Origin of the sequence: Streptomyces sp. NBC_01471 (assembly GCF_041438865.1) — a bacterium.
In the GTDB taxonomy this organism is placed as follows: Bacteria; Actinomycetota; Actinomycetes; order Streptomycetales; family Streptomycetaceae; genus Streptomyces.
On sequence record NZ_CP109450.1, the window covers coordinates 663,622 to 689,409 of the forward strand.

25 protein-coding genes and 1 tRNA gene are annotated in these 25,788 nt (G+C 71.6%); 15 read left to right on the top strand and 11 right to left on the bottom strand.

Features of this window, described 5'->3' with window-relative positions:
* Nucleotides 1–13: 13 nt before the first annotated feature.
* The 3 genes from OG285_RS02865 (at nt 14) to OG285_RS02875 (ending at nt 2,080) form a co-directional block, all read left to right on the top strand.
* Nucleotides 14–883 carry an SGNH/GDSL hydrolase family protein gene (locus tag OG285_RS02865; RefSeq protein WP_371790063.1) on the top strand — a complete coding sequence of 290 codons (870 nt, stop codon included), beginning with the start codon at nt 14–16 and terminating at the stop codon, nt 881–883.
* A 116-nt stretch (nt 884–999) separates the two neighbouring features.
* Nucleotides 1,000–1,611: a hypothetical protein gene (locus OG285_RS02870; protein ID WP_371790064.1), complete on the top strand. Its 612-nt coding sequence runs from the start codon at nt 1,000–1,002 to the stop codon at nt 1,609–1,611.
* Nucleotides 1,612–1,825: 214 nt separating this feature from the next.
* The gene (locus OG285_RS02875) at nt 1,826–2,080 is read left to right on the top strand and encodes a hypothetical protein (protein ID WP_371790065.1); all 255 of its coding nucleotides are present in this window, start codon (nt 1,826–1,828) and stop codon (nt 2,078–2,080) included.
* 94 nt (nt 2,081–2,174) lie between these two features.
* On the opposite strand, the gene OG285_RS02880 is transcribed toward OG285_RS02875, so the two are convergent.
* The 7 genes from OG285_RS02880 to OG285_RS02910 all read right to left on the bottom strand — a co-directional run bounded on the left by OG285_RS02880 (nt 2,175) and on the right by OG285_RS02910 (nt 9,744).
* Nucleotides 2,175–2,828, bottom strand: a complete 654-nt coding sequence (locus OG285_RS02880; RefSeq protein ID WP_356831664.1) for an ABC transporter permease — start codon at nt 2,826–2,828, stop codon at nt 2,175–2,177.
* Entirely contained in the window at nt 2,829–3,539 is a 711-nt protein-coding gene (locus tag OG285_RS02885) for an ABC transporter permease (protein WP_356831666.1), read from the bottom strand.
* The gene (locus OG285_RS02890; RefSeq protein WP_356831668.1) at nt 3,536–4,528 is read right to left on the bottom strand and encodes an ABC transporter ATP-binding protein; all 993 of its coding nucleotides are present in this window, start codon (nt 4,526–4,528) and stop codon (nt 3,536–3,538) included. Before OG285_RS02890 ends, OG285_RS02885 begins: the two co-directional genes overlap by 4 nt.
* A gap of 85 nt (nt 4,529–4,613) precedes the next feature.
* Entirely contained in the window at nt 4,614–5,618 is a 1,005-nt protein-coding gene (locus OG285_RS02895; protein WP_356831670.1) for a glycine betaine ABC transporter substrate-binding protein, read from the bottom strand.
* On the bottom strand, nt 5,615–7,639 hold the full coding sequence (locus OG285_RS02900) for a CocE/NonD family hydrolase (protein ID WP_371790066.1): 2,025 nt from the start codon (nt 7,637–7,639) through the stop codon (nt 5,615–5,617). The genes OG285_RS02895 and OG285_RS02900 overlap by 4 nt, the downstream gene beginning before the upstream one ends.
* 190 nt (nt 7,640–7,829) lie before the next feature.
* A complete protein-coding gene (locus OG285_RS02905; RefSeq protein WP_356831674.1) occupies nt 7,830–8,390 on the bottom strand; it encodes an FABP family protein in 561 nt (186 codons plus the stop codon).
* A 154-nt stretch (nt 8,391–8,544) separates the two neighbouring features.
* Nucleotides 8,545–9,744 carry an FAD-dependent oxidoreductase gene (locus tag OG285_RS02910; RefSeq protein ID WP_371793437.1) on the bottom strand — a complete coding sequence of 400 codons (1,200 nt, stop codon included), beginning with the start codon at nt 9,742–9,744 and terminating at the stop codon, nt 8,545–8,547.
* Nucleotides 9,745–9,885: 141 nt separating this feature from the next.
* Between OG285_RS02910 and OG285_RS02915 the strand changes: the two genes are divergently transcribed.
* From OG285_RS02915 to OG285_RS02945, 7 genes are all read left to right on the top strand, one after another.
* On the top strand, nt 9,886–10,416 hold the full coding sequence (locus OG285_RS02915; RefSeq protein WP_356831676.1) for a MarR family transcriptional regulator: 531 nt from the start codon (nt 9,886–9,888) through the stop codon (nt 10,414–10,416).
* 676 nt (nt 10,417–11,092) lie between these two features.
* A complete protein-coding gene (locus OG285_RS02920; protein ID WP_356831678.1) occupies nt 11,093–12,124 on the top strand; it encodes an amino acid ABC transporter permease in 1,032 nt (343 codons plus the stop codon).
* Nucleotides 12,121–12,951, top strand: a complete 831-nt coding sequence (locus tag OG285_RS02925) for an amino acid ABC transporter ATP-binding protein (protein ID WP_371790067.1) — start codon at nt 12,121–12,123, stop codon at nt 12,949–12,951. Before OG285_RS02920 ends, OG285_RS02925 begins: the two co-directional genes overlap by 4 nt.
* A 74-nt stretch (nt 12,952–13,025) precedes the next feature.
* Complete coding sequence (locus OG285_RS02930; RefSeq protein WP_371790068.1) at nt 13,026–14,048, top strand: transporter substrate-binding domain-containing protein; 1,023 nt, start codon at nt 13,026–13,028, stop codon at nt 14,046–14,048.
* Between the two features lie 109 nt (nt 14,049–14,157).
* Nucleotides 14,158–14,928, top strand: coding sequence for a GNAT family N-acetyltransferase (locus OG285_RS02935; RefSeq protein WP_371790069.1), 771 nt, complete (start codon nt 14,158–14,160; stop codon nt 14,926–14,928).
* Nucleotides 14,929–15,005: 77 nt separating this feature from the next.
* On the top strand, nt 15,006–16,247 hold the full coding sequence (locus OG285_RS02940; protein WP_371790070.1) for an LLM class flavin-dependent oxidoreductase: 1,242 nt from the start codon (nt 15,006–15,008) through the stop codon (nt 16,245–16,247).
* A complete protein-coding gene (locus OG285_RS02945) occupies nt 16,244–17,593 on the top strand; it encodes an NtaA/DmoA family FMN-dependent monooxygenase (protein ID WP_356831688.1) in 1,350 nt (449 codons plus the stop codon). Before OG285_RS02940 ends, OG285_RS02945 begins: the two co-directional genes overlap by 4 nt.
* A gap of 51 nt (nt 17,594–17,644) precedes the next feature.
* Here OG285_RS02945 and OG285_RS02950 read toward each other — a convergent pair whose 3' ends face one another.
* Entirely contained in the window at nt 17,645–18,517 is an 873-nt protein-coding gene (locus tag OG285_RS02950; RefSeq protein ID WP_371790071.1) for an NAD(P)H-binding protein, read from the bottom strand.
* 89 nt (nt 18,518–18,606) lie between these two features.
* Here OG285_RS02950 and OG285_RS02955 point away from each other — a divergent pair, with 89 nt between their 5' ends.
* From OG285_RS02955 to OG285_RS02965, 3 genes are all read left to right on the top strand, one after another.
* Nucleotides 18,607–19,356: a TetR/AcrR family transcriptional regulator gene (locus OG285_RS02955; RefSeq protein ID WP_371790072.1), complete on the top strand. Its 750-nt coding sequence runs from the start codon at nt 18,607–18,609 to the stop codon at nt 19,354–19,356.
* A gap of 199 nt (nt 19,357–19,555) precedes the next feature.
* Entirely contained in the window at nt 19,556–20,482 is a 927-nt protein-coding gene (locus tag OG285_RS02960) for a DMT family transporter (protein ID WP_371790073.1), read from the top strand.
* Between the two features lie 579 nt (nt 20,483–21,061).
* A complete protein-coding gene (locus tag OG285_RS02965) occupies nt 21,062–21,976 on the top strand; it encodes a hypothetical protein (protein ID WP_371790074.1) in 915 nt (304 codons plus the stop codon).
* Between the two features lie 189 nt (nt 21,977–22,165).
* Here the strand turns inward: OG285_RS02965 and OG285_RS02970 are convergent, their stop codons facing one another.
* Together OG285_RS02970 and OG285_RS02975 are read right to left on the bottom strand one after the other, a co-directional pair.
* Complete coding sequence (locus tag OG285_RS02970) at nt 22,166–22,327, bottom strand: hypothetical protein (protein WP_371790075.1); 162 nt, start codon at nt 22,325–22,327, stop codon at nt 22,166–22,168.
* A 367-nt stretch (nt 22,328–22,694) separates the two neighbouring features.
* Nucleotides 22,695–22,768, bottom strand: a tRNA-Pro gene (locus tag OG285_RS02975).
* Between the two features lie 135 nt (nt 22,769–22,903).
* On the opposite strand from OG285_RS02975, the gene OG285_RS02980 reads away from it, so the two are divergent.
* Nucleotides 22,904–23,578 carry a transketolase gene (locus OG285_RS02980; protein ID WP_356831698.1) on the top strand — a complete coding sequence of 225 codons (675 nt, stop codon included), beginning with the start codon at nt 22,904–22,906 and terminating at the stop codon, nt 23,576–23,578.
* 26 nt (nt 23,579–23,604) lie between these two features.
* Nucleotides 23,605–24,522, top strand: a complete 918-nt coding sequence (locus OG285_RS02985) for a transketolase family protein (protein ID WP_371790076.1) — start codon at nt 23,605–23,607, stop codon at nt 24,520–24,522.
* A 45-nt stretch (nt 24,523–24,567) separates the two neighbouring features.
* Here OG285_RS02985 and OG285_RS02990 read toward each other — a convergent pair whose 3' ends face one another.
* On the bottom strand, nt 24,568–25,758 hold the full coding sequence (locus tag OG285_RS02990) for a Gfo/Idh/MocA family oxidoreductase (protein WP_356831702.1): 1,191 nt from the start codon (nt 25,756–25,758) through the stop codon (nt 24,568–24,570).
* Nucleotides 25,759–25,788 lie beyond the last annotated feature (30 nt).

Sequence of the window (25,788 nt, forward strand, 5' to 3'; positions counted from 1 at the left end):
GCTGATCGGGGCCGTGTTCGCCACGGCGGCGTTCGCCGCGTCGGCCACGGCGGCCGGTCTCACGCCGGCGGCGGCCGACAGCCGAGGCAGGGCGGGCGGCGCCCGCCCGGTGTATGTGGCCCTCGGTGACTCGATGGCCGCGGGCCCGTTCGTCCCGCGCGGCACGGGCCCCTTCGCCTGCGGACGCTCGACCCGCAACTACCCGCACCGGCTGGCCGCCCGGCTCGGGGCCGGGGTCTTCCGCGATGTCACCTGCAGCGGCGCCAGGACGGGGGACATGACCGCACCTCAGCAGCTCTCCGTACTCGGCGTGGCCGCGGGCACCGTGCCGCCCCAGATCGACTCCCTGAGCCCCGGCACCACGCTGGTGACCCTCACCGTCGGCGGCAACGACGCCGGGCTGGTCGGCGTCGCGGCCGGCTGCGTGCGGCTCAGCCCGGTCGGCGGGCACTGCCGGGACACGTACGTCAGGGACGGGGTGGACGAGGAGGCGGCCCGTATCGACGGCCTGGGCCCGAAGCTCGGCGCCGTACTGGACGTCATCCACCGGCGCTCCCCCGTGGCCCGGGTACTGGTCACCGGGTACGGCGACTACCTCAGGGCGGGCGGCTGCTGGCCGGCCGTACCGCTGCTCGGCAGCGACGCGGACTGGCTGCAGGACAGCATCGACCGGATGAACCGGGTGATCGCCGCGGCATCCGCCGCGCACGGCGCCGCGTACGTCGACGTCCGCACCCCGAGCGAGGGTCACGACGCCTGTCGGGCACCCGGCGCCAAGTGGGTGGAGGGCTTCGTACCCACCGCGCCCGCGGCGCCGCTGCACCCCAACGCACAGGGCGAGCAGGCGTACGCGGATGTCATCCATGAGCGGACGGAGGGCTGACCCGGGCGTGGTGGTCGCGAACAGCGGGGGCAGGGGCGCCGCGGCAGTCGGGCGGCCGCGGGACGCGATCCTGGGCCACTGGCTGTCACACAGGTCCATCGTCCATACTGCGCACCGTGGAACAGCACATAGGTCCGAAGAGCCCACCTCCCGTGCACGCCGCCGCCATCGATCCGGCGTACGTCCCCGGCCTGATGCCGCCGCGTGCCGACGCGCCGGCCGCCGATTCGCCGGAACCCGCCGAAGGGGAAGCCCCGGGGCGTACGGAGGTGCCCGCCGACACTGCGGCGCCGGCCACCGACGGGGGCAGGGACGGCGCGCCGGACGGCACACCTGCGACGGAGAGCGCTGCGGCATCTCCGGAGCCGGCGGAGACCGGCGCCGACACCACGGAGCAGGAGACCTCCGGACCGGGGGCCGCCGGGCACGAGGCCGGGGCCGGGGCCGGGGGCGATCCGTCCTTCGAGATCGCCGACCGCCGTTCGGCGATCATCGCGAACCGTGCGGGCATCGTGCTCCGGCTGGACGACCAGGAGGCCGAGTTCGACTGGAGCGAGATCGGCGCGGTCGAGTTCGAGACGTCCAGGTACGGGCGCCGCCTGACCGTCTTCGTCCACATGCCGAACCGCCACACCTACCAGGCCGATGTCACGGCGTCCGGCCGGGACGAGCTCAAGGACTGGTCGGCGCGGCTCGATACTGTCCTGGACGTGTACTTCGAGGAGTGAGCCGGGCCCTCCTCCCACGGCTCCCGCGGCCGGGTTCCGGTACCGCCGACACGTACGAGAACCGCACCCGTGTCCCCATGTCAGGGCGTGTTTCCTGCCCCGTTTCCCGGACAGGTGCGTCCGTTCGGCTGGGATCGGGCGGGGCGGCTTCCAGATGCACCTCCCAACCGATATGCATGTGGTTGCCCATGTAGTTGTCGAATTAGGAGTCTTCATGCGTCTTCGCAGCATGCTCGTCGCCAGCGCCTTCGCCGCCTCCGCCGTGCTGGGCGGCGCCGCGTCCGCGTCGGCCCACGACTACGGCTACGGCCACGAGCACCACCAGCACCACGGCATCGCCGCCGCGGGCAGCTTCCACAAGGAGTCCAGCGGCCTCTACTACCACAACCTCGGTGGCCCGGCGGGCATCACGGACGCCGGCGCCTACCACAACGCGAGCGAGGGCTGGTTCGGCTTCATGGCCCGCTGATCCGGACCCCCGACGCCCCCGGCACCGCGACTGCGCGGTACCGGGGGCGTCGGACTGTCCGGACGGCGGACGGCGGGCCCGCCGGCCACGGAGGCTAGGCGCGCGACACGCGCAGCCCCCTGGGCACCAGCAGCCGCTGGACCAGCGCGATGAGACCGTCGGCCGCCAGGGCCAGGGCCGCCACCCACAGCGCCGCGGCGATGACCCCCTCCAGCCCGTAGTTGGCCTGGCCGAGCACGATGTCCCCCAGCCCGCCGCCTCCGGCCACCGTGGCGAGGGTCGCGGCCGAGATGACGTACACCACCGCGATCCGGATGCCGGAGAACAGCAGCGGGAGCGCCAGCGGCAGCTCCACCTTGAGGAGGACCTGCAGGGGTGTGAGGCCCATGCCGCGGGCGGCGCGGACCATGTCGGGGTCGACCTGGTCGACGGCCAGATACGCCTGGCTGAGGATCGGGGGAATGGCGGTGATCAGCAGCGCGACGGCGATGTTGACGAAGTTGAGCCCGAAGATGCCCAGGCCGATCGCGATGACCGCGAGGTTGGGCAGGGCGCGGCCCACGTTGGAGATGCTGGTGGTGACGAACTCACCGCGGTGCAGATGTCCCAGCCACAGCCCGACGGGCACGGCGACCACGAGCGAGACGGCGATCACGATCGCGCACATCCAGATGTGCTGGCCGGTCTTCTCCAGCATCAGCGACAGCCGATCGTGCATGAAGGTGAACGATCCGACGAAGGTGTCCATTTACGCGGCCTTCCTGCTCCGGGCCCACGGGGTGAGCAGCCGTCCGGCGAGTACCAGCAGTCCGTCGGCGGTCAGCGCCAGGATGACCGCGAGTGCGCCCGCGCCGATGAACTGGGTGTTGAACGGCGACTGCAGCGCCTTGAGGATCAGCGAGCCCAGTCCGGAGTCGATGACGTACGCCGCGATGGCGACGGTCCCGATGGTCATGACCGTCGTGACCCGCAGTCCGGAGATGAGGGACGGCAGGGACATCGGCAGCTCGACCTTGAACAGGATCTGCCGCCGGGTCAGCCCCATGCCGCGCGCCGCGCGCACCGCGTCCTCGGGGACTTCGCGCAGCCCGGTGAGGATGGTGGTGAAGAGCAGATAGAGGCTGTACGCGATGAGGGCGATCTCCACGGTGAGCACGGAGAACCCGGTGACCGGGACCAGCAGTTGGAAGAGGGCCAGCGGCGGCACCGTGTAGAGGAACGACGAGAGGGCGGAGGCCGGCATGGCGAACCAGCCCTGGAAGTGGGCGAGTACGGCCATCAGGAAGGCGATGACGAAGCCCGCCACGACCGCGATCACGGTGAGTTCGATGTGCTGGACGAGCGCCGGCCAGAAGAGATTCGACCAGTGGGCGGTGAACCAGTCCACGCAGAAGGTGGAGTTGTTCGCCACACAGGCACTGGGGCTCCCGTAGTCCGGGATGACGGGTCCCGCGCTCATGCCGCGCCCGCCTTCCGTACGTCGTCCATGGACGCGGTGCCGAGGACCGTTCCGCCGTCTCCGGTGACCCGTACGGCGTCGGCGCCCTCGGCCACCATCAGGGACAGCGCGGAGCGGAGGGTGGCATCGCCGGGGAGGCCGGGCAGCTCGCCGGCGCCGGTGGCCGCGACGGGGGTGAGGTCGAGATCGCCGAGCCGGACCAGGGACAGGCGCTTCAGTCCGCGGTCGGCGCCCAGGAAACGGGCGACGAACTCGTCGGCCGGCTTCTTGAGCAGGGCGCGGGGCGAGTCGTACTGGGCGAGCCTGCCGCCCTCACGGAGGATCGCGACCCGGTCGCCCATCTTCACGGCCTCGTCGATGTCGTGGCTCACGAAGATCACGGTCTTGCGGATGCGCTCGTGCAGAGCCAGGAACTCGTCCTGGACGTGTTCGCGTGTGATGGGGTCGAGCGCGCCGAACGGCTCGTCCATCAGCATGACCGGCGGGTCGGCCGCGAGGGCGCGGGCGATGCCGACCCGCTGCCGCTGGCCGCCGGACAGCTGGGTGGGGTAGCGCGATCCGTACTCGCCGACCGGCAGGCCGACCAGGTCGAGCAGTTCGGCCACCCGGTCCTTGATGCGTTTCCTGTCCCAGCCGAGGACCTTGGGGACCGTGGCGATGTTCGCCGCGATCGAGAGATGGGGGAAGAGCCCCGTCTGCTGGATGACGTAGCCGATCGAGCGGCGCAGCTGGATGGGGTCGAGATCGCGGATCGAGCGGCCGCCGATGCGTATGTCGCCGCCGGTCGGCTCGGCGAGCCGGTTCACCATCATCAGCGCGGTGGTCTTGCCGCTGCCGGACGGGCCGAGCAGCACGCAGATCTCCCCTGCGGGCACGGTCAGCGACAGGTCGTCGACCGCGGGCGACGCGGAGTTGGGGTACGTCTTGACCACGTGGTCGAAGACGATCTCCTGCGCGGAGGTGGAGATTTTATGGCTTTCCTGGCTCATTGGGGGCTTTTTCTCCTGGAGGGCGACGAAGGTCGCGGATGGGTGGCAGGACGCCGCCGCGGTCGTCGCGGGGCGGCTGCCTGCGTCAGCTGATGTCGTTGGCCTTCAGGAACCTGGCCGCGACCTCGGAGGGGGCGAGCCGCACGGTGTCGACCGCGCGGTTCATCTCGCGCACCGCCTGGTCAGTGAGGAGCGCGTCCACCCGGTTCAGCGTTCTGGCGAATTCCGGACCCTGCTTCTCCTGCACGCCCTTGCGTACGACGGGGGCCACGTTCTGGAAGCCGTAGTAGCCCTTCGTGTCGTCGAGAAGGGTGTAACCGCCGCGGGCGAGCTGCGGGTCGGTGGTGAAGACGTCCGCGGCGTCGACCTGTCCGTGGTCGAGGGCGGAGTACTGCAGGCCGATGTTGAGGGTCTTCACCTCGGTGTTGTGCAGTCCGTACGACTTCACCATGTCGCGGTAGCCGAGAGCGCCCTCCATGTTGTCCGGGTACTCGGCGAAGACGACATGCCCCGCCTTCTTCAGATCGCTGATGGTCTTCAGCCCGTACTTCTTCGCGAACGCGGGCTTGACGGCGATCGCGTCACGGTTCTGGAAGGGGGTCGGATCCAGCATCGTCAGCCCGCGGGTCTCCTCGTAGGCCTTGGCCGCGCGATAGGTCGCCGCGGCGGAGTGCGGCACGGTCCTGCTCCGGGCCAGCACCTGGAGGATGACCCCGGTGTACTCGGGGTACAGGTCGATCTGGCCGGATGTGAGTGCCCCGTCGATGACGGTCGTGCTGCCGATGTTCGACTTCAGTTCGACGTTGTATCCGGCGTGGGTCAGCGCCTGCTTGTACAGCTCACCGATGGTCCACTGCTCGGTGAACTCCTTCGCCCCGATGACCACGGTGGGCTTTCCCGCGGTCTCGGACACGGCGCCGCAGCCGGACAGGGCGGCGACGGACACGAGGGCCGCGCAGATGGCCAGGACGCGCGAGGAGCGGCGGGCCGGCGGGCGCCGCAGCGGCCGGCGCCCCGTCGCGGGGGCCGCGTTCGCCGCCGGGACCGGGGCCGGGGAGACTGCCGCAGGGGTGCGGCGGAGGCCCCTCACACCTGGTCCCGGGGGACGCTGAAGGACCAGGTACGGCTGAAGACCTCGCGCTCGTCGTCGCCCGCGCCCTCGAACGCGGACAGCTGGTTGACCACGCAGAAGTCCGTGGCGTCGGCGGTCATCCGGGACCGGGTGCTGATACGCGTGGCCCAGTCCCCCCGGCTGATGGACTCCTCGCGCTCACTCTCCACCGACGCGGACAGCGGATCCCCCTCGACCAGCCGGAAGCGGTTGAGGTCGCTGCCGGTACGGGTCAGTCCGTCGGCCCGGTCGGTCATGGTGCCGTCGGCCGGCGTGGTCACGATGACCTGTTCCCCGGTCTCGACGTCGTGGCTGACCTTCCGGTCGCCGGGCAGCGGGACCAGCTCGATGCTGTGCGGCGGCACGTCGAGGGGCGGTCCGTACGGGCGCAGTCCGGCTTCCTCGGCGGGGCGGGGCGCGCGGACCGGGAGGGTCAGTTCGCCGTACGCCGTGTCCAGCTCCAGCGCGACCTGCTCCGGTGAGGGCCAGACCCAGGGCCACAGCGAGGCGGAGACCGAGACCCGGACCCGGTTGCCGGCGGCGAAGGCGTGCCCGATCGCGAACAGCGGCACCGTCACCTCGTAGGCGCGGCCCGGCTCCAGCGGGCGAGGGTCGGTGTGCCCGTCCCGGTGGGTGAGGTTGAGGAAGCCCGTGGTGACGAGCCTGGAACTGCCGTCGGGCCAGACCTCGCAGAGCCGCACCGCGAGCTGCGCCTGCGGCCGGTCGCTGGTGACCCGCAGGGTCACCTCGGGGGCGCCGAGGATCTCCAGCCGCCCGGGGAGGGCAGGACCGGTGAAGGTCTGCGAACGGCCGTCGTCGGCGGCCTGGTCCCCGTACTGCCCCGGTATGTCGCCGAACTTGAGGAAGTCGCCGCCGGAGGCGCCGATCGCGAGCGGCGAACGGAGGACGGCCGTGCCCTGGCCGCCCCCGAGTGTGCCGAGCGGGATGACGGAGGCTTCGACGCCGGGGGCCGGCCAGGAGGGTTCGGCGACCCAGCGGCCGGGTCGCCGCTCACCGTCGGACCCGACCGGGGCCGGGTCGGGTATCCAGGCCCGCAGGGCGGGTTCGTCCATGATGCCGTTGTCGGCGCCGCCCATCCAGTGGTCGAACCAGCGCACGCACTCGCCCTGGAAGTCCATGGCGGGGCCGGGCTCGGCCTGGTGGGGGTAGGTGTGCGCCCAGGGACCGAGCATGGCTTTGGCCGGTACCCGCAGGTTCTCCATGAGGCGGAAGACAGCACCGCGGTACGGGTCGAGCCAGCCACCGACCGCGTAGACCGGCACCTGGATGGCCGAGTAGTCCTCACAGACCGAGCCGTGCTGCCAGTAGGAGTCCCGGCGCTGGTGGGTCAGCCACTCCTCGGCGTAAGGGACGGTCCGCTCCAGCCGGTCGAGCCACTCCGCGCGCCAGGAGTCTCCGAGCACGGCGGGGTCGGACGGGCGGGCGTTGTACGCGAGCATCGTCGCGGCCCAGGGCAGCATCTCGGAGGCGAGCAGGGAGCCGCCCGCGTAGTGCACGTCGTCGGCGTACCGGTCGTCGGTCGAGCAGACGGTGACGATGCAGCGCAGCTGGGGCGGCTGGAGGGCGGCTATCTGGAGGCCGTTGAAGCCGCCCCAGGACTTGCCGATGATGCCCACCTGGCCGTCCGACCAGTCCTGCCGTTCGATCCAGGAGAGGACTTCGAGCGCGTCGGACAGCTCGGTGGCGTGGTACTCGTCGAGCATGATGCCGCCGGAGTCACCGCTGCCCCGGCAGTCGACCCGCACCGCGGCGTACCCGGCCCGCGCGAACTGGCCGTGCAGCGTCACGTCGCGCGGAGCCGTCCCGTCGTTCTTCCGGTACGGGATGTACTCCAGAACCGCCGGTACGGGCCCTTCGGCGTCGGCGGGAAGCCAGATCCGGGCGGCGAGACGGGTGCCGTCCCCAAGAGGGATCCAGACATGACGGAGGACGCGTACGGGATGCCGTGCGGGGGTGCGGTGGGTGGTGGCAGTGCTCATGTGTCGGCACCTTAGAGGAACCTGACATTCCGTTTGTCCTGAGTGCCCCCGTATTACGCGCTTGTTCAACCGTGAACAAAAGCACAGGCATAGGACAGCCCATTGTGGGTAAACACCCCATATTTGCACGCCGGTGTGCACGTACCGGGCGGTAGTAACCGCCCGCCCCACCCGCCCCCGGGCGCTCGTTCTACTGGCGCCGCGTGCCGTCGACGGTGCGGCGCAGCCGTGCCGAGAGGTGGTGCTGCAGCGGCTGACCGACCGCCGCCAGGTCGTGGACGAAGGTGAGCGCGCCGTCGTCGGTCAGTGCGTAGCGCCTGCGGGTGGCGCTGACCTCCTTGGCCGTCGGAGTGCGGGCCACCTCGTGGGTGGCGAGGTCGATCACGTTGCCGGACGCGGCGCCGACCGCGATCTCCGCGATGCCGGTGGGCTGGGTGATCAGCGCCTCCACCCGGCCGTCGGGCTGGAGCCGCCACCAGCCGCTCTCCCGGGCGGAGGGGCGCAGCGGCGCACCGTCGGCGTCGAGCAGCCAGGCCCGGGCCTCGTAGCGGAGGAAGGGCCGGCCGTCGTGGCTGAAGGTGACCTCCTGCGCGTAGCTGAAATCCCCGGCCAGCGTGGGGTATTCACCCTCTCCCCGGCCGCGCCAGCTGCCCAGGAGGCCGAGCACGGGCGCGAGCAGCTCATGTGGAGCGGGCGCTTCGTCGGGGCGGTGGCCGTCGGGGTAGGGGTGCTCTGAAACGAGGTCGAACACGGATCGCGCTCCTCACATCGAATCCGGCGCGGCTGCCGGATGCCGGGTGAAGCCTAGGGTGTGCACTCCTCCGGCCCCCCGCGCCGGAGGACCGGGCAACCGGGAGCGGGGAACCGGAGGCGAGGAGCGGGCGCACCGGGCGAGCCGAAGGCGCCTACCCAGCGTGCCCGTATTCGGGCAGCACGAGGGCGGTGCCGGCCGCGCGGCCCCGGCTCTCCGACGGGAGAGCGGTGCGGCTCCGCAGGCGCGCGTTGCGCGCGTCGAGCTGCTCCCGGGTGCGGGGGGCGACGGTGGCGCTGCCGTCCAGGGCGAGCGCCTGGTTCATCTCCACGAACGCCCGGAGCGTCCTCTCGTAGGCCGCGAAGGCGGTGGTGTGGTCGGCGCGGGTCGCCAGCTCACCGGCCAGGACATAGGCCCCGACGAGCGAGACGCTCGACCCCTGGCCGGACATGAAGGAGGTCGCGTAGGCGGCGTCGCCGACCAGGGCGGTACGGCCGGTGGACCAGCTGGGCAGGTGGATCTGGCTCACGACATCGAAGAAAAGGTCGTCGGCGCCGCTCATGGCCGCCACCATCCGGGGGATCTCCCACTGCGCGTCGGTGAACTGCGAGGCGACCAGGGCACGTTGCGCCTGCGGATCACGGAACGCACCGAAGGGGGCGTCCTCCTGAGCGAACGTCAGGAATCCGTGCAGGGTGTCGGCGGGGTCGTGGGCGTAGAGGGTCGCGGCCCTGCCCGGGACGTTCCACAGACGGGCTTCGTGTTCGAGGCCGAGGTCGTTGGGCAGGGTGAAGCCGGCGAAGCAGTAGCCGAGGTAGCGGTGGTACCGCTCTTCGGGACCGAAGGCCAGGCGGCGGGTGTGGGAGTGCAGCCCGTCGGCGCCGATCACCAGGTCGAAGGTGCGCCGGGCGCCGCCGGCGAAGGTGACCTCCACGCGGTCACCGCGGTCGTCGAGGGTCGCTATGGAGTCGTTGAACAGGAACTCGACCCGGTCCCGGACCAGACCGTACAGGCAGTCGGCCAGGTCTCCCCGGCGCACCTCCAGGTCGAGGTCCTCCGCGCCACCGGTCACGGCCTCGGGGCGTACGGCAGCCACAAGACTGCCGTCGGCTTCCAGGAAGGAGATCTTCCGGGTATCCACGTGGGCCTGCCGGAGCCGCGGCAGCAGGCCCATGCGGTCGACGGCGTCGCGCGCGGCGCCGCGGACGTCGATCGCGTATCCGCCGCCGCGGAGCCCGGGTGCCTTCTCCACCACGGTGACCTCGAAGCCGTACCGGTCCAGCCAGTAGGCGAGGGACGGGCCGGCGATGCTGGCACCGGAGATGAGGATCTTGCGGTTGGCCGTGCGGTTCATCATGGGTCCTCCCCGTTCGGGTTCCCACCCGGAGCAGTAGATGCCTACTTTAGGTATCCTTATTGCGGACGCAGTGCACTCGCGAGCACCATCGAGTGCCACGATATAGATACCTGTGTTAAGTATGCAAATGGAGCTGGGATGGACACGTCACCACTGGATGGACCCGAGCAGGCCGGCGACCGGGACGACGTGCTGGCCGTGATGCCCCGGCTGGCGCAGCTGAGCAACGCCGTCAGCCGCGGCCGTCTGATCCAGCACGCCATGGAGGCCGCCGGGATCACGCTGGAGCGGCCGGCCTTCTCCGTCCTCCTGGCCCTGCACTTCGCCGGCAGGCCGCTGCGGGTCAAGGAGATCGCGGAGAAGGTACAGGTCGTCCAGCCCCATGCCACCCGGCAGGTCCAGCAGTTGGAGCGGCGCGGGCTGGTGCACCGGATCGGCGATCCGGACGACGGACGCGTCAGCCTGATCGAGCCGACGGCCAACGGGGCGCAGTCCGCCGAGCGTTACGCGCACACACTGATCGGGTGGTTCACCGGGGCCGTCGCCCACTGGTCGGAGCAGGACCGCGCTGACCTCGGCCGCCTGCTGACCCGCTTCGCCGACGATGTGACGACCCAGCTGGCACACCTCGACGAGACGGAGGACGGGACACCGTCCGGCAATTCCTGACGCCGGCATCGGTATCGACAGCCGCGACCCCGGAGTGAGCACCCTCCTCCGGGGATGAAGCCCGTGTTACGGCATCACGAAATGAACGGCGGCCGGTCCCGGCCGCCCCACCCGGACGGGTCTCGTGGGCTGTCGGCCTGTTGTGGGCGTTCTCCCTGTTCAGAGCCGTGACGGCTGCCCTCCCCCGGTACCGGCCACCCCGGCTCCGCCCCCTGTTCACACACCCCGGACGCGCATTGACGCCGACTGCCGCGCGTGGGTTACTGACGCCGGACCGGCCCGGTGATCCCCCGCCGGTCCGGCGGCCACGATCCGCGTGTGCCGCCCGTTTCACCGAGCGCGCCCCGGGCGGCGCCCGTACGGCAGAGAGAACCAGGGTGACCAGCATGGAGAGCGCACCGGAGAGGACGGCGACCGTCAGCCGCCTCCGCTGCGCCGTGCCGCACCCCGGCTCCGCGCGTACGCAGTCACCCGTGGGCCACCCCTGTCGCTCGTGTACCGGCGGGCTACCGGCCGGCGCTCCGCACCGCGGCCGCTGACAGCCCGGACAGAGCCCGCCCCCCAGGTCCCCCGCCTTCCCCATTCCGCCTCTCCCGGCACTCAGCCCGGCGCCGCCGGCTCGGCGCGACCGTGCCGGCATCCGCGGTCCGGCCACTTCTTGATCTCTGGAGTACCCATGCCCGAGACGTCCGCGCCTCCGGACGAGCCGGTGACCGCCGGCTCAGCGCCCGTTCCACCCGGACAGCCTCCGGCAGGCCCGGACGCCGGACCCGACGGCCCGGTGCGCGACCCACGTCTCGCCGCCGAGCGGGTGCTGCCGCTGCGCCACCCATGGCGCTGGGTGCTGACGGCCGTGGTCCTGGTCCTGGTCGCCCAGTTCGTCCACGGTCTGGTGAGCAACCCGTTCTACCAGTGGAGCCGGTTCTCGTACTGGCTCTTCCGCCCGGTGGTGCTCGACGGGCTGGTGATCACCCTCGAAGTCGCCGCGCTCAGCGCTGTGGCCGGGCTCGTCGGCGGGGTGATCCTCGCACTCTGCAGGCTCTCCCCCAATCCGGTGCTCAGGTCGGTCTCCTGGGTCTACATCTGGCTGTTGCGCTCCGTGCCGCTGATCGTCGTCCTGCTGTTCCTGTACAACTTCAGTGCGCTGTACCGGACTCTGAGCCTGGGCGTCCCGTTCGGACCGTCCTTCTTCCGTTTCGACGAGTCCCATCTCGCCACGGACCTGGTGGTCGCCGTCGTCGGCCTGAGCCTCAACGAGGCCGCGTACGCCGCCGAGGTGGTCAGGTCAGGTGTGCTCTCCGTCGACCAGGGGCAGCACGAGGCGGCCTCCTCCCTCGGGCTGCCGCGCGGATTCCAGTTCCGGCGCATCGTGTTCCCGCAGGCCCTGCGGGTCATCGTGCCCACGTACGTCAACCAGCTGATCGGCCTGGTCAAGAGCACCTCGCTGGTCTTCTACGTCTCCCTGCTCGACCTCTTCGGCACCGTGCAGAGCCTGGGCAGCACGTACCCGGGGGACGTCGTGCCGCTGCTGCTCGTGGCCACCTTCTGGTACATCGTCCTGACGAGCGCCGTCTCGGTGGTCCAGTTCTATGTGGAGCGTCACTACTCACGGGGCGCGCTGCGCACCGTACCTCCCACGCCGCTGCAGAAGGTCCGTTCCGGGATCCGCGGCGCCCGTGCCCGGATCGCGATCGGAGCGGGCATATGAGTGCCGCCGCACCCGGGACCGCACCGCTGGCCGCACAGCGGACCGAGGAGGCTCCCGTCCGCTCGGCGCCGGTGGCCGTGGAGATCCACCGGGCGCACAAGTGGTTCGGGGAGCACCAGGTCCTGCGCGGTATCGATCTGACGGTGGAACCCGGCTCGGTCACTGTCGTCATCGGGCCGTCCGGGTCCGGCAAGTCGACACTGCTGCGCGCCGTGAACCATCTGGAGAAGCTGGACATCGGCCATGTGACGGTCGGCGGCGAAGCCATCGGCGTACGGCACTTCCGCGGCCGGCTCAAGGAACTGGCCGAGCGCACGATCCGGGCCCAGCGCAGCCGCATCGGCTTCGTCTTCCAGCACTTCAACCTGTTCCCGAACCTGACGGTCCTGGAGAACGTCGCAGCGGCGCCGACCGCCATCGGCCGCACCGACCGCGAGGGCGGCCGGGCCCTGGCCCGCGCTCTGCTGGAGCGGGTGGGCCTCGCCGACAAGGCGGGCTCGTATCCCCGCCAGCTGTCCGGCGGCCAGCAGCAGCGGGTGGCCATCGCACGGGCGCTGGCCCTCGAACCGGGGGTGATCCTCTTCGACGAGCCGACCTCGGCGCTCGACCCGGAGCTCGTCGGCGAAGTCCTCTCCGTGATCAAGGAGTTGGCGACCGGAGGGACCACGCTGATCGTGGTGACCCACGAGATCGGGTTCGCCCGCGAGGTCGCCGACCAGGTCGTCTTCCTCGACCAGGGGCGCATCGTCGAGCAGGGGCCGCCCGGTCAGGTACTGGACCACCCCCGCGAGGCCCGGACCCGGGAGTTCCTCGGCAAGGTTCCCTGATCACCCGTCACCTTCCTTCGTCCCGCGTACGCCTGCCGCCCGCCACCACCGCACCCACCTCCAAGGAATCCGACATGCCCCGCCGCCGCTCGCCCCTGTCCACTCTCGCCGCCGCCGGCACCGTTCTCGCCCTGGCCGCCGGGCTCAGCGCCTGCGGTGGCAGCAGCACCAAGGACGGGTCCGGCTCACCGGTCGCCGCGGCCAAGGGGTCGGTGGTCATCGGCGCGGTCTCGAACGGGGCCGCCAAGCAGACCACCCTGCACGTCCCCGAGGTGGCCGCGATCCGGTCGCAGCTGCCCAAGTCCGTCACCGCGGACGGGAAGCTGACCATCGGGCTGGGCATGCTCCCGGCCGGTTCGGCGCCACTCGGGTACGTCGGCGACGACCAGAAGACCGTGACCGGGTCCGAGCCCGACCTCGGCAGGCTGGTCGCATCCGTCCTCGGTCTGCGCCCCGACGTGAAGAACTCGACGTGGGAGAACCTGTTCGTCGGGATCGACAGCGGGCGCACCGAGGCGGGCTTCTCCAACATCACCGACACCGAGGAGCGGAAGAAGAAGTACGAGTTCGCCTGCTACCGCGAGGACAATCTCGGCTTCGAGGTGCGCAAGGACTCCAGCTGGAACTTCGACGGCACGTACAAGAGCCTGGCGGGCAGGACCGTCGCGGTGGGCGCGGGAACCAACCAGGAGAAGCTCCTGCTCGAATGGCGGGACAAGCTGGCGGCCGCGGGCAAGAAGCTGACGGTGAAGTACTACCAGGAGAGCAACAGCACCTATCTGGCGCTCAATTCGAAGAAGATCGACGCGTACTTCGGCCCGAACCCGAGCCTCTCGTACCACATCACCCGTACGGCTTCGACCCCGCAGGCGACCCGCAGCGCAGGCACGTTCTCGGGCGCCGGGGCCTCGTTGCAGGGGCTGATCTGCGCGACCGCCAAGAAGGGCAGCGGCCTCGCGAAGCCACTGGCCGAAGCCATCAACTACCTGATCGAGCACGGCCAGTACGCCACGTGGCTACAGGCGTGGAACCTCAGGAACGAGGCCGTGAAGACCGCCGAGGTCAACCCGCCCGGCCTGCCCGTCACCAACTCCTGAGCCAGGTCACCGCCTTCCGGCAGCGAAGGCGTCCACCCCGGAGAGAAGCCCAGCGAGAAGCCCAGCGAGAAGCCCCGGAGAGAAACCCGGAGAGAAGAGAAGGCGCTGTATGTCCACCGAACTCCAGCCACCGCGGCCCCTCCCGGTACCCGGCCCCGCGCCGTCCACCGGGCCGGCCCCGGCGCATCTGCTGGACAACGCCGCCTGGGCGGCGCTCGCCGGACCGCACCGGCGTTTCGCCGAGACGGTCGGTTCCGCCGCTCGCTACCGGACGGACGTCGCCCCCTTCGTCGCACTGGCGGATCCGGCGTCCCCCGCGGCCTGGGACGACCTGGCCGTACTGGTCGGACCCGGTGAGCAGACCGCAGTCACCGGAGTCACAGCGGTGCCGGACGGCTGGGAGACGGTCCGCAGCGGTACCGGTGTCCAGCTCGTCGCCGACACCCTGCGCACGGCCCGCGATCCGGAAGCCGTCCGGCTGACCCCGGCCGACGTACCGGAGATGCTGGACCTGGTGAGTCGGACCAGACCCGGTCCCTTCCTCCCCCGCACGATCGAACTGGGCGCGTACTGGGGAATCCGGCGCGGCGGGCGGCTGGTGGCGATGGCCGGCGAGCGGCTCCGCCCGCCGGGCCACACCGAGATCAGCGCCGTCTGCACGGATGCCGGACACCGGGGCCAGGGGTTCGCCACCCGGCTGGTACGCCATGTCGCCGACGGTGTCAGGGACCGCGGGGACACCCCGTTCCTGCACGCGGCCGCCGAGAACGAGAACGCCATCCGGCTGTATCTGTCGATGGGCTTCGTGCTGCGCCGACGCAATCTGTTCGTTGTGGTCCGTGTCCCGGGAGGTGACTCCCCCGCCGTACCGGAGGACTGACTCCACGGGGCGGCCGCCCCGGACCACAGCTCCTCCCCCGCTCTCCCACCGTCCCTCAGGAAAGGCTCCCCGCGGACATGTCGCCCTCACCCACCCCTTCCTCTCCCCCCGCACCCCTGCACCTCGCCGTGGCGCTGGACGGCGCGGGCTGGCACCCCGCGTCCTGGCGCGACCCCCGGTCCCGCCCGGACCGGCTCTTCACCGCCGGCTACTGGCTGGAAGCCGTACAGGAGGCCGAACGGGGCCTCATCGACTTCGTGACCTTCGAGGACGCGCTGTCCCTCCAGTCCACCGACCCGGCCGGTGACGACCGGCGCACCGACCAGGTGCGCGGCCGGCTGGACGCGGTCCTGACCGCCTCCGCCGTGGCGCCGCTGACCCGGCACATCGGGCTCGTACCGACCGCGGTGGTCACCCACACCGAGCCCTTCCACCTGGCGAAGGCCGTCGCGACGCTGGACCACGTGAGCAGGGGGCGCGCCGGCGTCCGGGTGCGGGTCTCCGCGTCGGCGCACGAGGCGGCGCACTTCGGGCGCCGGACCCTGCCGGAGTTCCGCCCGCAGGACCTCGGACTCCCGGGCACACGGGAACTGGTCCGCGAACTGTTCGGCGAGGCCGCCGACTACGTCGAGGTGCTCCGCAGGCTCTGGGACAGCTGGGAGGACGACGCCGAGATACGCGACAGCGCCACCGGGCGGTTCATCGACCGCGCGAAGCTGCACTACATCGACTTCGAGGGCGACCGGTTCAGCGTCAAGGGCCCTTCGATCACGCCGCGTTCGCCGCAGGGCCAGCCGCCGGTCACCGCGCTCGCCCACGCGTCCGTCCCGTACGGACTCGTGGCGAGCTCGGCGGACGTCGGGTACATCACCCCGCACGACGCCGCCGGCGCGCGAGCCGTCACCGACGAGATCCTGACCGCCCGGGACGACGCCGGACGGGGCGGGGACACCATCCACGTCTTCGGGGACCTGGTGGTCTTCCTGGACGGGACGGCCGCCGCCGCGAAGGCCCGCAGGCAGCGGCTCGACGAGACCGCCGGTGCCCCGCTGACCAGCGACGCAGAGGTGTTCACCGGCACCCCGGCCGAACTCGCCGATCTGCTCGTCGACTGGCAGCGCGCGGGCCTGACCGGCTACCGGCTGCGCCCCGCCGTGACCGCCCACGACCTGCCCGCCATCAGCCGGGGCCTGGTCCCCGAACTCCAGAGCCGGGGCGCCTTCCGCCGCGCCTACGAGGCCGACTCGCTGCGCGGTCTGCTCGGCCTCGCCCGGCCCGCCAACCGTTACGCCCGGGTCCGGGCCGGAGGACAGTCATGAGCGACACCCAGAAGCAGATCCACCTCGCCGCCCACTTCCCCGGGGTGAACAACACCACGGTCTGGAGCGACCCGGAGGCAGGCAGCCAGATCGACTTCGCCTCCTTCAGCCACTTCGCGCGCACCGCGGAACGGGCCAAGTTCGACTTCCTGTTCCTGGCCGAAGGGCTGCGGCTCCGCGAGCAGGGCGGCGAGATCTACGACCTGGACGTGGTCGGCCGCCCCGACACCTTCACGGTGCTGGCCGCGCTGGCCGCGGTCACGGATCGGATCGGGCTCGCCGGGACGATCAACTCCACGTTCAACGAACCGTACGAGGTGGCACGGCAGTTCGCCTCCCTGGACCACCTGTCGGCCGGGCGGGCCGCGTGGAACGTCGTCACCTCCTGGGACGCCTTCACCGGGGAGAACTTCCGGCGCGGCGGCTTCCTCGCGGAGGCGGACCGCTACACCCGCGCCGAGCAGTTCCTCCGTACCGCCTGGAAGCTGTTCGACTCCTGGGCGGACGGGGAGGTCCTGGCCGACCGGGAGAGCGGCCGCTTCCTGCGGACTGCCGACGCAGGTACGTTCGCCCACCGCGACCAGCACTTCGACATCGCGGGCCGGTTCAACGTGCCGCGCTCTCCGCAGGGCCGGCCGGTGATCTTCCAGGCGGGCGACTCCGACCAGGGGCGGGAGTTCGCGGCGGCGACGGCGGACGCCATCTTCAGCAGGCACTCGGCGCCGGAGGCGGGCCGCGTCTTCTACCGCGACGTGAAGGGGCGGCTGGCCCGCCACGGACGGAAGCCGGACGAGCTGCTGATCCTGCCCGCGGCCACCTTCGTCCTGGGCGACACCGACGCCGAGGCTGAGGACCGCGCCCACGAGGTCCGGCGCAGCCAGGTCAGCGGCCAGACCGCGATCAAGTTCCTGGAGCACGTCTGGAACAGGGACCTGTCCGGTTACGACCCGGACGGGCCGCTGCCCGACATCGACCCCGACACAGGTGAGCACACGGTGGCGCGGGGCCGGGCGAGCGTGCGGATGGTGCGTGATCCGCTGGCAACGGCGTCCGAGTGGCGGCAGCGGGCGAAGGCGGAAGGGCTCTCCATCCGGGAGCTGGTGATCGAGACCAGCGCCCGGCAGACGTTCATCGGTTCGCCCGCCACGGTCGCCGCCGCGGTGAACGCCGCCGTGCAGAGCGAGGCGTCCGACGGGTTCATCCTGGCCCCGCATCTGGTCCCCGGCGGGCTGGACGAGTTCGCCGCCACGGTGGTGCCGCTGCTCCAGGAGCGCGGGGTGTTCCGTACCGAGTACGAGGGTTCGACGCTCCGCGACCATCTCGGGCTGCGCACACCTGGCGCCTGACCCTCTCCGCGTGCAGGAGCAACGGGCCTTCACCGAGCGGCTGTCGGCCGGTCAACGCACGTCGTGGCGGGTCAGCTCCTCGCTCAGGAAGGTGCTCAGGGCGATGGGGTCCCGGCCGAGCAGCGTCGCCAGCGTCGGGTCGACGGCAGCGAATTCACCGGCGCGGGCGGCGGCGAAGATGCCCAGCAGCTGTTCCGCCGCCTCGGCCGGGACACCGTTTCCCGTCAGTTGCTGCCTGAACTGGTCGTCGGTGACGGTGCTCCTCGGGATGGCCCGGCCGGTGACCTCGGTGGCGATGCGGGCGAGGTCGGCGAAGGTCAGCGCCTGCGCCCCGGTGAGCGGCGGCGTAGGACCGTCGAAGCGCCCTTCGTCGGCCAGGATGACGGCCGCCGCATCGGCGAGGTCGGCGAGCGTGGTCCAGCTGACCGGCCCGTCCGCGGGGAGCGCGACCTCGCCGGCCTCCAGGCCGTGGCCTGCCAGCTGCATCGCACTGGCCGCATAGAAACCGTTGCGCAGCGAGGTGGACGGCACGCCGGACGCACGCAGCGCTTCCTCGGTGGCGGCATGGTCGCGGCAGGCCTGGAAACGCGACGAGGGGCTGGCGCCGATCTGGCTGGTGTAGAGAATCCGGCGGGCGCCCGCCGCGACGGCCCCGTCGATCGCGGCCAGGTGCTGCCGTACGGTCTCCTCGCCCATCTTGTCGACAGAGACGATCAGCACCTGGGACGCACCCTCGAAGGCATGGCTGAGGCTGTCCGGGTCCGTGAAGCTGCCGTACCGCACCCGCACCCCCCGGTCGGCGAACAACTGCGCCTTGTGCGGGTCTCTGACGCTCACACCCACGCGGTCCGCAGGGACGCGCGTCAGCAGCCTCTCGACGATCCGGCGTCCTAGCCGTCCGCTGGCTCCGGTCACGATGATCATGGTGCACTCCAGCGCTTGTTTCCAGTGGAATCCATTTTAGAGTATCACTGATAATGCCGGGGGAACCGCCCGGACGGTATCGTTGATACATGCCTCCATCTCAGCCCGTCAGCGCCGCCGCCGTCGACTCCGACACCGCGGCCACCGACCGCGAGCAGCCCCGGCAGCGGGTGATCGAGGCCGCGGCCGACCTGCTGGCACGTGAGGGCCGCGACGCCGTCACCACCCGCGCGGTCGCGGTCGCGGCCGGTCTGCAGCCACCGGCCATCTACCGGCTGTTCGGCGACAAGGCCGGGCTCCTCGACGCGGTCGCCGAGTACGGCTTCGCCTCGTTCCTGGCGGCCAAGGAGGCCAAGCGCGCGGGCCAGGCCCCGCAGGATCCCGTCGAGGACCTGAGGGCCGGCTGGGACCTGGCGGTCGAGTTCGGTCTCGCCCATCCCGCCCTCTACTCGCTGATGTACAGCGAGCCCACGAGAGCCGCGTCAGCCGCCTTCACGACAGGCATGAAGATCCTCATGGGCCGTATCCGGCGGCTCGCCGCCGACGGCTGGCTCCGCGTCGACGAGCACCTCGCGGCCATGCTCATCCACGCCACGGCACGCGGCGCGGTCCTCACCTGGCTGTCCCTGCCCGAGGACGGGCGGGACCCGGCCCTGTTGACCACGATGCGGGAGTCCATGGTCACCGCCGTGACCAACCAGGAGCCCGCCGTCCAGACCGCGGGCCCGGCGGGCGCCGCCCGCGCCCTGATCGCCGCACTGCCCGAACAGTCGGCGCTCAGCGGCGCGGAGCAGCACCTGCTGAGGGAGTGGCTGGGCCGCATCGCATCGGACGGCTGAGATCCCGGAGGGCGGCGGGCAGCCCCGGCGCGGACGGGGCGGGATGTGCTGTTTGCTGCACTCGGCACGGTGAGGACCGCCGGGCCGAGCGCAGCCGCAGGCACCGCGTCTCCATAGCCACATTGTCCATAACCCTCGTGCGGACTCCCCATGATCGGCACGTGGACACGGACAGGGCCCGGGACCTCTACTGGAGCCCATGAGTCAGCCCACGAGCCCGCCCACGGGCCCGCAGAAGTCCTCACACCGGCCGCGCCCGGGCGGCGCCCGGACCGGGTTCCTCATGGCGGTGACCTCCATGGCCACCGTTCAGCTCGGCTCGGCCCTGACGGTGCCTCTGTTCGGCGAACTCGGCGCACTGAGCGCGGCGGGACTGCGTCTGGGCTGGGCCGGCCTGATTCTCCTGGTCCTCATCCGGCCCCGGCGCAGCGACTTCACCCGCCCGGACCTGCTGGCCTGCTCCGTGCTCGGCACCGCGACCGCGGGCATGATGCTCTTCTTCATGCTCGCCCTCACCCGCCTGCCGCTCGGCACCGCGAGCGCCCTGGAGTTCCTCGGGCCGCTGGCCGTCTCCCTGTACGGGCCCGGACACGGCCGCAGGGCATGGACCGGGGCGGCCGCGATCGGCGTCGTGCTGCTGACCGAGCCCTGGCACGGCGGCCTCGATCCGCTCGGTGCCGGATACGCGCTGGCCGCCGCGGTCTGCTGGGCCGCCTACATCCTGCTGACCCAGCGCGTCGGTGACAGCGTGACCGGACTGAAGGGACTGGCCGTCTCCATGCCCGTGGCGGGCGTGCTCGGCATGCTCGTCGCCGCACCGGCCGTCTCGTCCCATGTGACCTGGCCGAGCCTGTGGATCATGCTCGGGCTGGCCGCCCTCAGCCCCGTGCTGCCGTTCGCCCTCGAATTCCTCGCCCTGCGCCGCCTGACCACGTCCGCCTTCGGCACCCTGATGAGCCTGGAACCCGGTATCGCCATGCTGATCGGCCTCCTGGTGCTGGGCCAGATACCCGGCCCCGCACCCGCGGTCGGCATCGCCCTCGTGGTGATCGCAGGCATCGGCGCCACCCGCACCGGCGCCCGCCCGGCAGCAACGCCTTCGTCCAGCACCGCGGCTGTCGCGTAAGCGCTTCGGCCTCCGAGGGGGTGCTCGCGGTAAGGCCGCGACCGACGCGTACGCCGTCGCCGCCGGGGCCAGGCCCCCGCCTCCGTCCGCTTACAGCACGACAGCCGCCCCGCCGGCCGCTCCCGCCGGGTAGCGGGCCGGTGAGCACGCGCTCCCTCAAGTGCTCGACGTAGAGCGCGGCCTTGCTCTCCAGCGGGAAGCCCGGGGCACCCGTACCGAGGGCGAAGCTCACCGCGACCGGGACCGAAGTGGGCTGCCGGCGGAGTGGGTTGATGGTGCACCGGGCGTCGCCCGTCGTATTCGTCTACCGTCGCAGGACTGTGCGGCGTCGCCCGACCCGACGCGGAAGTGCAGGGTCTTGCCCGCGACGGGGATACCGAGATCGTCGGCGCGGGCGGCGGAGAGCGTCAGCGGGCTGCCGTTGGTGCCGTGGCGGGGTCCGGTGTGCGTGAGGGTGGCGGCAGCTCCCGGGGAGGCACCCTCCTCCGGGCTGCTTCATGATCAATACTCTGACACCAGGCGCGTGACCTCGCGTCTGCCGGAGAGGAAGGCGAGCGACCCCCAGTGAAACTCCCCAAGTTGCAGCGCACAGCCGGGCTCGTAGCGGCGGCCGCGGTGCTGACGGCACTTGGCACCGCCCCCGCCGGCGCGGCCGACGGATGGCAGAAGGTGGGCAGCGACGCCCGCAGCGGTGTCAGCGGTATCGCGTACGAAGGCCGCACCCCGCACGGGGCCGGGGTGCGCGCACTGATCGTGCACGACAACAAGGACACCGGGCAGCGGCGCCTGTCCAGGATCACCGACAAGAAGGGCTCCGACAGCGTCACTCCGGTCACCTGGGACGGACCGGAACCCGTCGACCTGGAGGCCATCGAAGCCGTCCCCCAGAAGCCCTCGGAGTACCTGGCCCTCGCCAGCCGGGGCATCGTCTACCACCTCGAGGTCAGCGGTTCCAAGGCCAAGGTCCTCGACTACACACCCCTCCCGGCGATCGGCGGGGGCGACAACTTCGAGAGCATCGCGCTCGTGGCCCGGAACGGACATCTCGCCGCCCTGTGGGCCGACCGCGGAGCCGGCCAGGACCGTCCCGCCACGCTGTACGCGGCGCCCTTCACCTTCGATGATTACGGTCAGCCGCAGTTCGGCAGCGTGACCCACCGGACCTACCGGGCCGCGTACCCGGCCGGGGACGCGGTGAGGCACATCTCCGACATCTCGGTGACCGACTCCGGCCGGATCATCGTGAGTTCGGCGACGGACGAGGGAGACGACGGCCCGTTCGACTCCGCGGTGAGCGACGCGGGCCGGGTGACCGTGTCGGCCGCCGGCCGGGCAGGGGTCACACTCGCAGCCTCCCCGAAGGTGCTCCAGACGTTCCCGCGGCACAAGATCGAGGGGGTGGAGTGTCTGCCCGGATCCGCCGACGCCCTCCTCGGCACCGACGACGAGAACCTCGGCGGGTACCTGCGGACGGCGCCGCTCTGCGGGGCCTGACACCGGTCGGGGCGCGGGTTCGCACCTCGCACCAGCCAGTACTTCGCCCCGCCGAGCACCGACTCTGCGGGGCGAAGTACTGCGATCGCCAGGAACGCCGCGAGACCGTCGTCGATGTTCCACGACCATTCCGCAAAGCTGTGGCACCCGCCCCGGCGACAGGCGTCCGCTACGGCGCGCCCACGGTGGTCAACCGGCCGACGGCACCGACCTCGCGGCCAGCTCCACCATCCCCGGCTCGGCATCAACAGCGGTGATACGGGCACTCGCGGACGCCCCCGCAGCGACGTTGCCCGACCCGCTCCCATCACGGGCCGGGAGCAGGTCGTAACCGGCCCGTCGAGTCGGCAACCAGGAAATTCCCCGGCGGTCGGGCTGGTCGGCGTCCGCCCGGGCCTGCCGGAGTCATCCGGTGGATCAAGACGTACACCCTGGGACACACGTTCGTCTCCCCCGGCATTCACGCCGACGGTCCGCGCGACCACGGCCCGCCGGCCTCAAGGCCCCCGTCGGGCGTCCTCGCCCCGCTCCGGCGCCTTTGACCACGTCCGGAACCGCAGACCGGCCGCTCCCGCCTCACCAGCGCTGAAGCGTGCCGCCACAGGCGACTACGGGCGGAGTTATCTGAGGGAGCCGGCCCCCGACCGGGTCCCCAAAAACGATCAAGGGGCCGTTTCAGATTGCTCTGAAACGGCCCCTGACCTACGACTCTCACGAGTCGGGACGACAGGATTTGAACCTGCGACCCCTTGACCCCCAGTCAAGTGCGCTACCAAGCTGCGCCACGTCCCGATGCCCGATCCGGCCCCGGGTTTGCCCGGCCGAACGCGCACCGAAACAATACCGCACTTCAGCCGGTGGTCACGAACCCCTTTCCCGGCCGTTCGGTTTGACCTCAAGGGCGCTTGATGTTGGATCGTCGGCCGCATGAACACAGACCTGAACCGGCTGATGGCTCTCATGACCGGTGACGAGAAGCACGGGCCGGCGGCGACCTCGACCCTGGACGCGCTGTGGGTGCTCTACGACCGGGTGCTGCGGGTCACGCCACAGACGGTCTCAGCGCCCGGCCGGGACCGCTTCCTGCTCTCCAAGGGGCACGGCCCCATGGCGTACTACGCGGTCCTCGCGGCGAAGGGGTACTTCCCCGAGGAGCTGCTGGCGGGCTTCGGCTCGTACGACTCACCGCTCGGCCACCACCCCGACCGGCTGCGCGTGCCCGGTGCCGAGATCGGCAGCGGATCGCTCGGCCACGGCCTCCCGCTCGGCGTCGGCACGGTGCTCGGGCTCCGGGCGCAGCAGCTCACCGAGCCGCGGGTGTGGGTACTGATCGGGGACGCCGAACTGGACGAGGGCTCGGTGCACGAGGCCATCGCCTACGCGGGACCCGCCGGCCTGGACCAGCTGCACACCCTGGTGATCGACAACGCCTCCGCCAGCTACGGCTCCCCCGGCGGGATCGCGGCCCGTTTCGAAGCGGGCGGGTGGTCGGTCCGGACCGTCGACGGGCGGGACCACGAACAGCTGTACGCGGCCTTCACCGCACCGCACCCGGGCCGGCCGCACGCCGTGGTCGCCCGGGTCGAGCCCAAGAACGCCTGAGCGGAACCACCAGAAAGGGATTTGTCATGGACAACATGCGTGAGCGCTTCGCCGCCACCACGTCGCGGCTGCTGGACGAGGACCCTCGGCTCGCCGTCGTACTGGCCGAGATCACCCGCGACGGATTCGCCGACGCCGCACGCGCCCACCCCGACCGGGTGGTCAATGTGGGGATCCGGGAGCAGCTGCTGATCGGTGCGGGTGCCGGGATGGCCCTGACCGGGATGCGCCCCGTCGTGCACACCTTCGCCAGTTTCCTGGTCGAGCGCCCCTTCGAGCAGGTCAAGCTGGACCTCGGCCACCAGGGACTGGGCGCCGTGCTGGTGAGCGCCGGGGGCTCGTACGACTGGCCGGCCGGCGGTTTCACCCACATGTCGCCGGGCGACGTGGCGCTCCTCGACACGCTCGACGGCTGGACCGTGCATGTGCCGGGCCACCCCGACGAGGCGGAGGCCCTGCTGCGCCACGCCGTGCGCGGGGACGACCGGGTGTACGTACGGCTGTCGCTGCAGGCGAATCAGCGGCCGCAGCCGGTCACCGGAGGCGGGTTCCGCACGGTGCGGGAGGGACACGGCGGGGTGGTGATCGCGGTCGGGCCGATGCTCGACGCGGTTCTGGCGGCCACGGAGGGGATGGACGTCACCGTGCTGTACGCGACGACCGTGCGGCCCTTCGACGGCGCCGCACTCCGCCGGGCCACCGACGCTCCCGGCCGGGCCGATGTGGTGCTGGTCGAGCCGTATCTGGCCGGTACGTCGACGGCCGCCACGAACGATGCCCTGGCCGACCGGCCGCACCGGGTCCTCGGTCTCGGGGTCGGACGGCAGGAGCTGAGGCGGTACGGACAGATCGAGGAGCATGTCGCCGCACACGGCCTGGACGCCGCCTCGCTGCACCGGAGCATCGGCGGATTCCTGGCCGGGTCCCTCACGCCGCAGGGGTGAGGCCGCCGCCGGGCCGCGAGCGGCGGTCCGGCGGCACCCCGGCGCTCACCCCGTGCGCTGCTGGCCGCGCTCGAAGTAGTCGGCGAGCGCCGGATCCAGCGGAGTGACCCGGCGCGGGGTCCCGCCGTCCCGGAGCGAGTCCGTGGCCCGGACCCCGGCCGCGACGGCCATCCGGGCGGCGACCGGCGAGGTGTCGGTGCGGCCGCCCTCGCGCACGAACCGCAGGAACTCGTCCATGAGCAGCGGGTCGGCGCCGCCGTGGCCCGCCTCGTCCTGTGCCTCCGGCACGGCGTGGGTCTCGTCGGCGTCCTCCCGGTAGGGGGAGCGGCGGGTGTTCCAGACCTTCACCGTGCTGCCCGGCCCGTCGCCGAAGTTCTCCAGCCGGCCCGCGTCGCCGATGACGGTGTAGTTGCGCCAGTAGTCGGGGGTGAAGTGGCACTGCTGGTAGGCGGCCAGCACCCCGTTGTCCAGGCGCATGTTCAGCAGGGAGACGTCCTCGATGTCGATGACGGGGTTGAGGGCGCGCTGGGTGTGCGGCGGCCAGTGTCCGTCCTTGGTGTACCAGTCGGCGGCCTTGGGCTCACCGGGCTCGCGGCGGTGCGGGTTGTCGCCGTAGACCATCAGGTCGCCCATGGCCTGGACGTCGCGGGCGTAGCCGCCCGCCAGCCAGTGCAGCACGTCGATGTCGTGGGCCGCCTTCTGGAGCAGCAGTCCGGTGGTGTACTTCCGCTCGGCGTGCCAGTCCTTGAAGTACCAGTCGCCGCCGTACCCGACGAAGTGCCGGACCCAGACGGTCTTGACCTCGCCGATCGTGCCGGCCGCGATCAGGTCGCGCATCAGCCGGACGACCGGCATGTGGCGCATGTTGTGGCCGATGTAGAGGCGGGTACCGGTCTCGTACGCGGTGCGCAGGATCTCGTCGCACCGCTCGACCGTGATGTCGAGGGGCTTCTCCACGAAGACCGGCTTGCCCGCGCGCAGCGCCTCGCAGGCCAGGTCGGCGTGGGTGTGGTCGGGGGTGAGGACCAGGACCGCGTCGACGTCGGGGTCCTCGACGACCTTGTGGTGGGCGGAGGAGATCAGGGCGCCGGGGAAGGCCGTGGCCGCCTCCGTACGGGCTGCCGGGTCGGGGTCGGCGAGTGCGGTGACGCGCGAGCCGGCTCCGGGGCGGTGGGCTGTGCGGGCGATGCTGCCGCGCAGGCCGTAGCCGAGGACGCCGATACGGAGGTCGGACATGGGTTTCCTTCGCTGGTGCGGGTGGAGCTG

What these genes read in the sequence shown, in the direction of transcription:
- OG285_RS02875 (WP_371790065.1), top strand. Translation starts at nt 1,826, where the DNA reads ATGCGTCTTCGCAGCATGCTCGTCGCCAGCGCCTTCGCCGCCTCCGCC.
- OG285_RS02880 (WP_356831664.1), bottom strand. Translation starts at nt 2,828, where the DNA reads ATGGACACCTTCGTCGGATCGTTCACCTTCATGCACGATCGGCTGTCG.
- OG285_RS02885 (WP_356831666.1), bottom strand. Translation starts at nt 3,539, where the DNA reads ATGAGCGCGGGACCCGTCATCCCGGACTACGGGAGCCCCAGTGCCTGT.
- OG285_RS02890 (WP_356831668.1), bottom strand. Translation starts at nt 4,528, where the DNA reads ATGAGCCAGGAAAGCCATAAAATCTCCACCTCCGCGCAGGAGATCGTC.
- OG285_RS02900 (WP_371790066.1), bottom strand. Translation starts at nt 7,639, where the DNA reads ATGAGCACTGCCACCACCCACCGCACCCCCGCACGGCATCCCGTACGC.
- OG285_RS02910 (WP_371793437.1), bottom strand. Translation starts at nt 9,744, where the DNA reads ATGAACCGCACGGCCAACCGCAAGATCCTCATCTCCGGTGCCAGCATC.
- OG285_RS02915 (WP_356831676.1), top strand. Translation starts at nt 9,886, where the DNA reads ATGGACACGTCACCACTGGATGGACCCGAGCAGGCCGGCGACCGGGAC.
- OG285_RS02920 (WP_356831678.1), top strand. Translation starts at nt 11,093, where the DNA reads ATGCCCGAGACGTCCGCGCCTCCGGACGAGCCGGTGACCGCCGGCTCA.
- OG285_RS02925 (WP_371790067.1), top strand. Translation starts at nt 12,121, where the DNA reads ATGAGTGCCGCCGCACCCGGGACCGCACCGCTGGCCGCACAGCGGACC.
- OG285_RS02930 (WP_371790068.1), top strand. Translation starts at nt 13,026, where the DNA reads ATGCCCCGCCGCCGCTCGCCCCTGTCCACTCTCGCCGCCGCCGGCACC.
- OG285_RS02935 (WP_371790069.1), top strand. Translation starts at nt 14,158, where the DNA reads ATGTCCACCGAACTCCAGCCACCGCGGCCCCTCCCGGTACCCGGCCCC.
- OG285_RS02940 (WP_371790070.1), top strand. Translation starts at nt 15,006, where the DNA reads ATGTCGCCCTCACCCACCCCTTCCTCTCCCCCCGCACCCCTGCACCTC.
- OG285_RS02945 (WP_356831688.1), top strand. Translation starts at nt 16,244, where the DNA reads ATGAGCGACACCCAGAAGCAGATCCACCTCGCCGCCCACTTCCCCGGG.
- OG285_RS02950 (WP_371790071.1), bottom strand. Translation starts at nt 18,517, where the DNA reads ATGATCATCGTGACCGGAGCCAGCGGACGGCTAGGACGCCGGATCGTC.
- OG285_RS02955 (WP_371790072.1), top strand. Translation starts at nt 18,607, where the DNA reads ATGCCTCCATCTCAGCCCGTCAGCGCCGCCGCCGTCGACTCCGACACC.
- OG285_RS02960 (WP_371790073.1), top strand. Translation starts at nt 19,556, where the DNA reads ATGAGTCAGCCCACGAGCCCGCCCACGGGCCCGCAGAAGTCCTCACAC.
- OG285_RS02980 (WP_356831698.1), top strand. Translation starts at nt 22,904, where the DNA reads ATGAACACAGACCTGAACCGGCTGATGGCTCTCATGACCGGTGACGAG.
- OG285_RS02985 (WP_371790076.1), top strand. Translation starts at nt 23,605, where the DNA reads ATGGACAACATGCGTGAGCGCTTCGCCGCCACCACGTCGCGGCTGCTG.
- OG285_RS02990 (WP_356831702.1), bottom strand. Translation starts at nt 25,758, where the DNA reads ATGTCCGACCTCCGTATCGGCGTCCTCGGCTACGGCCTGCGCGGCAGC.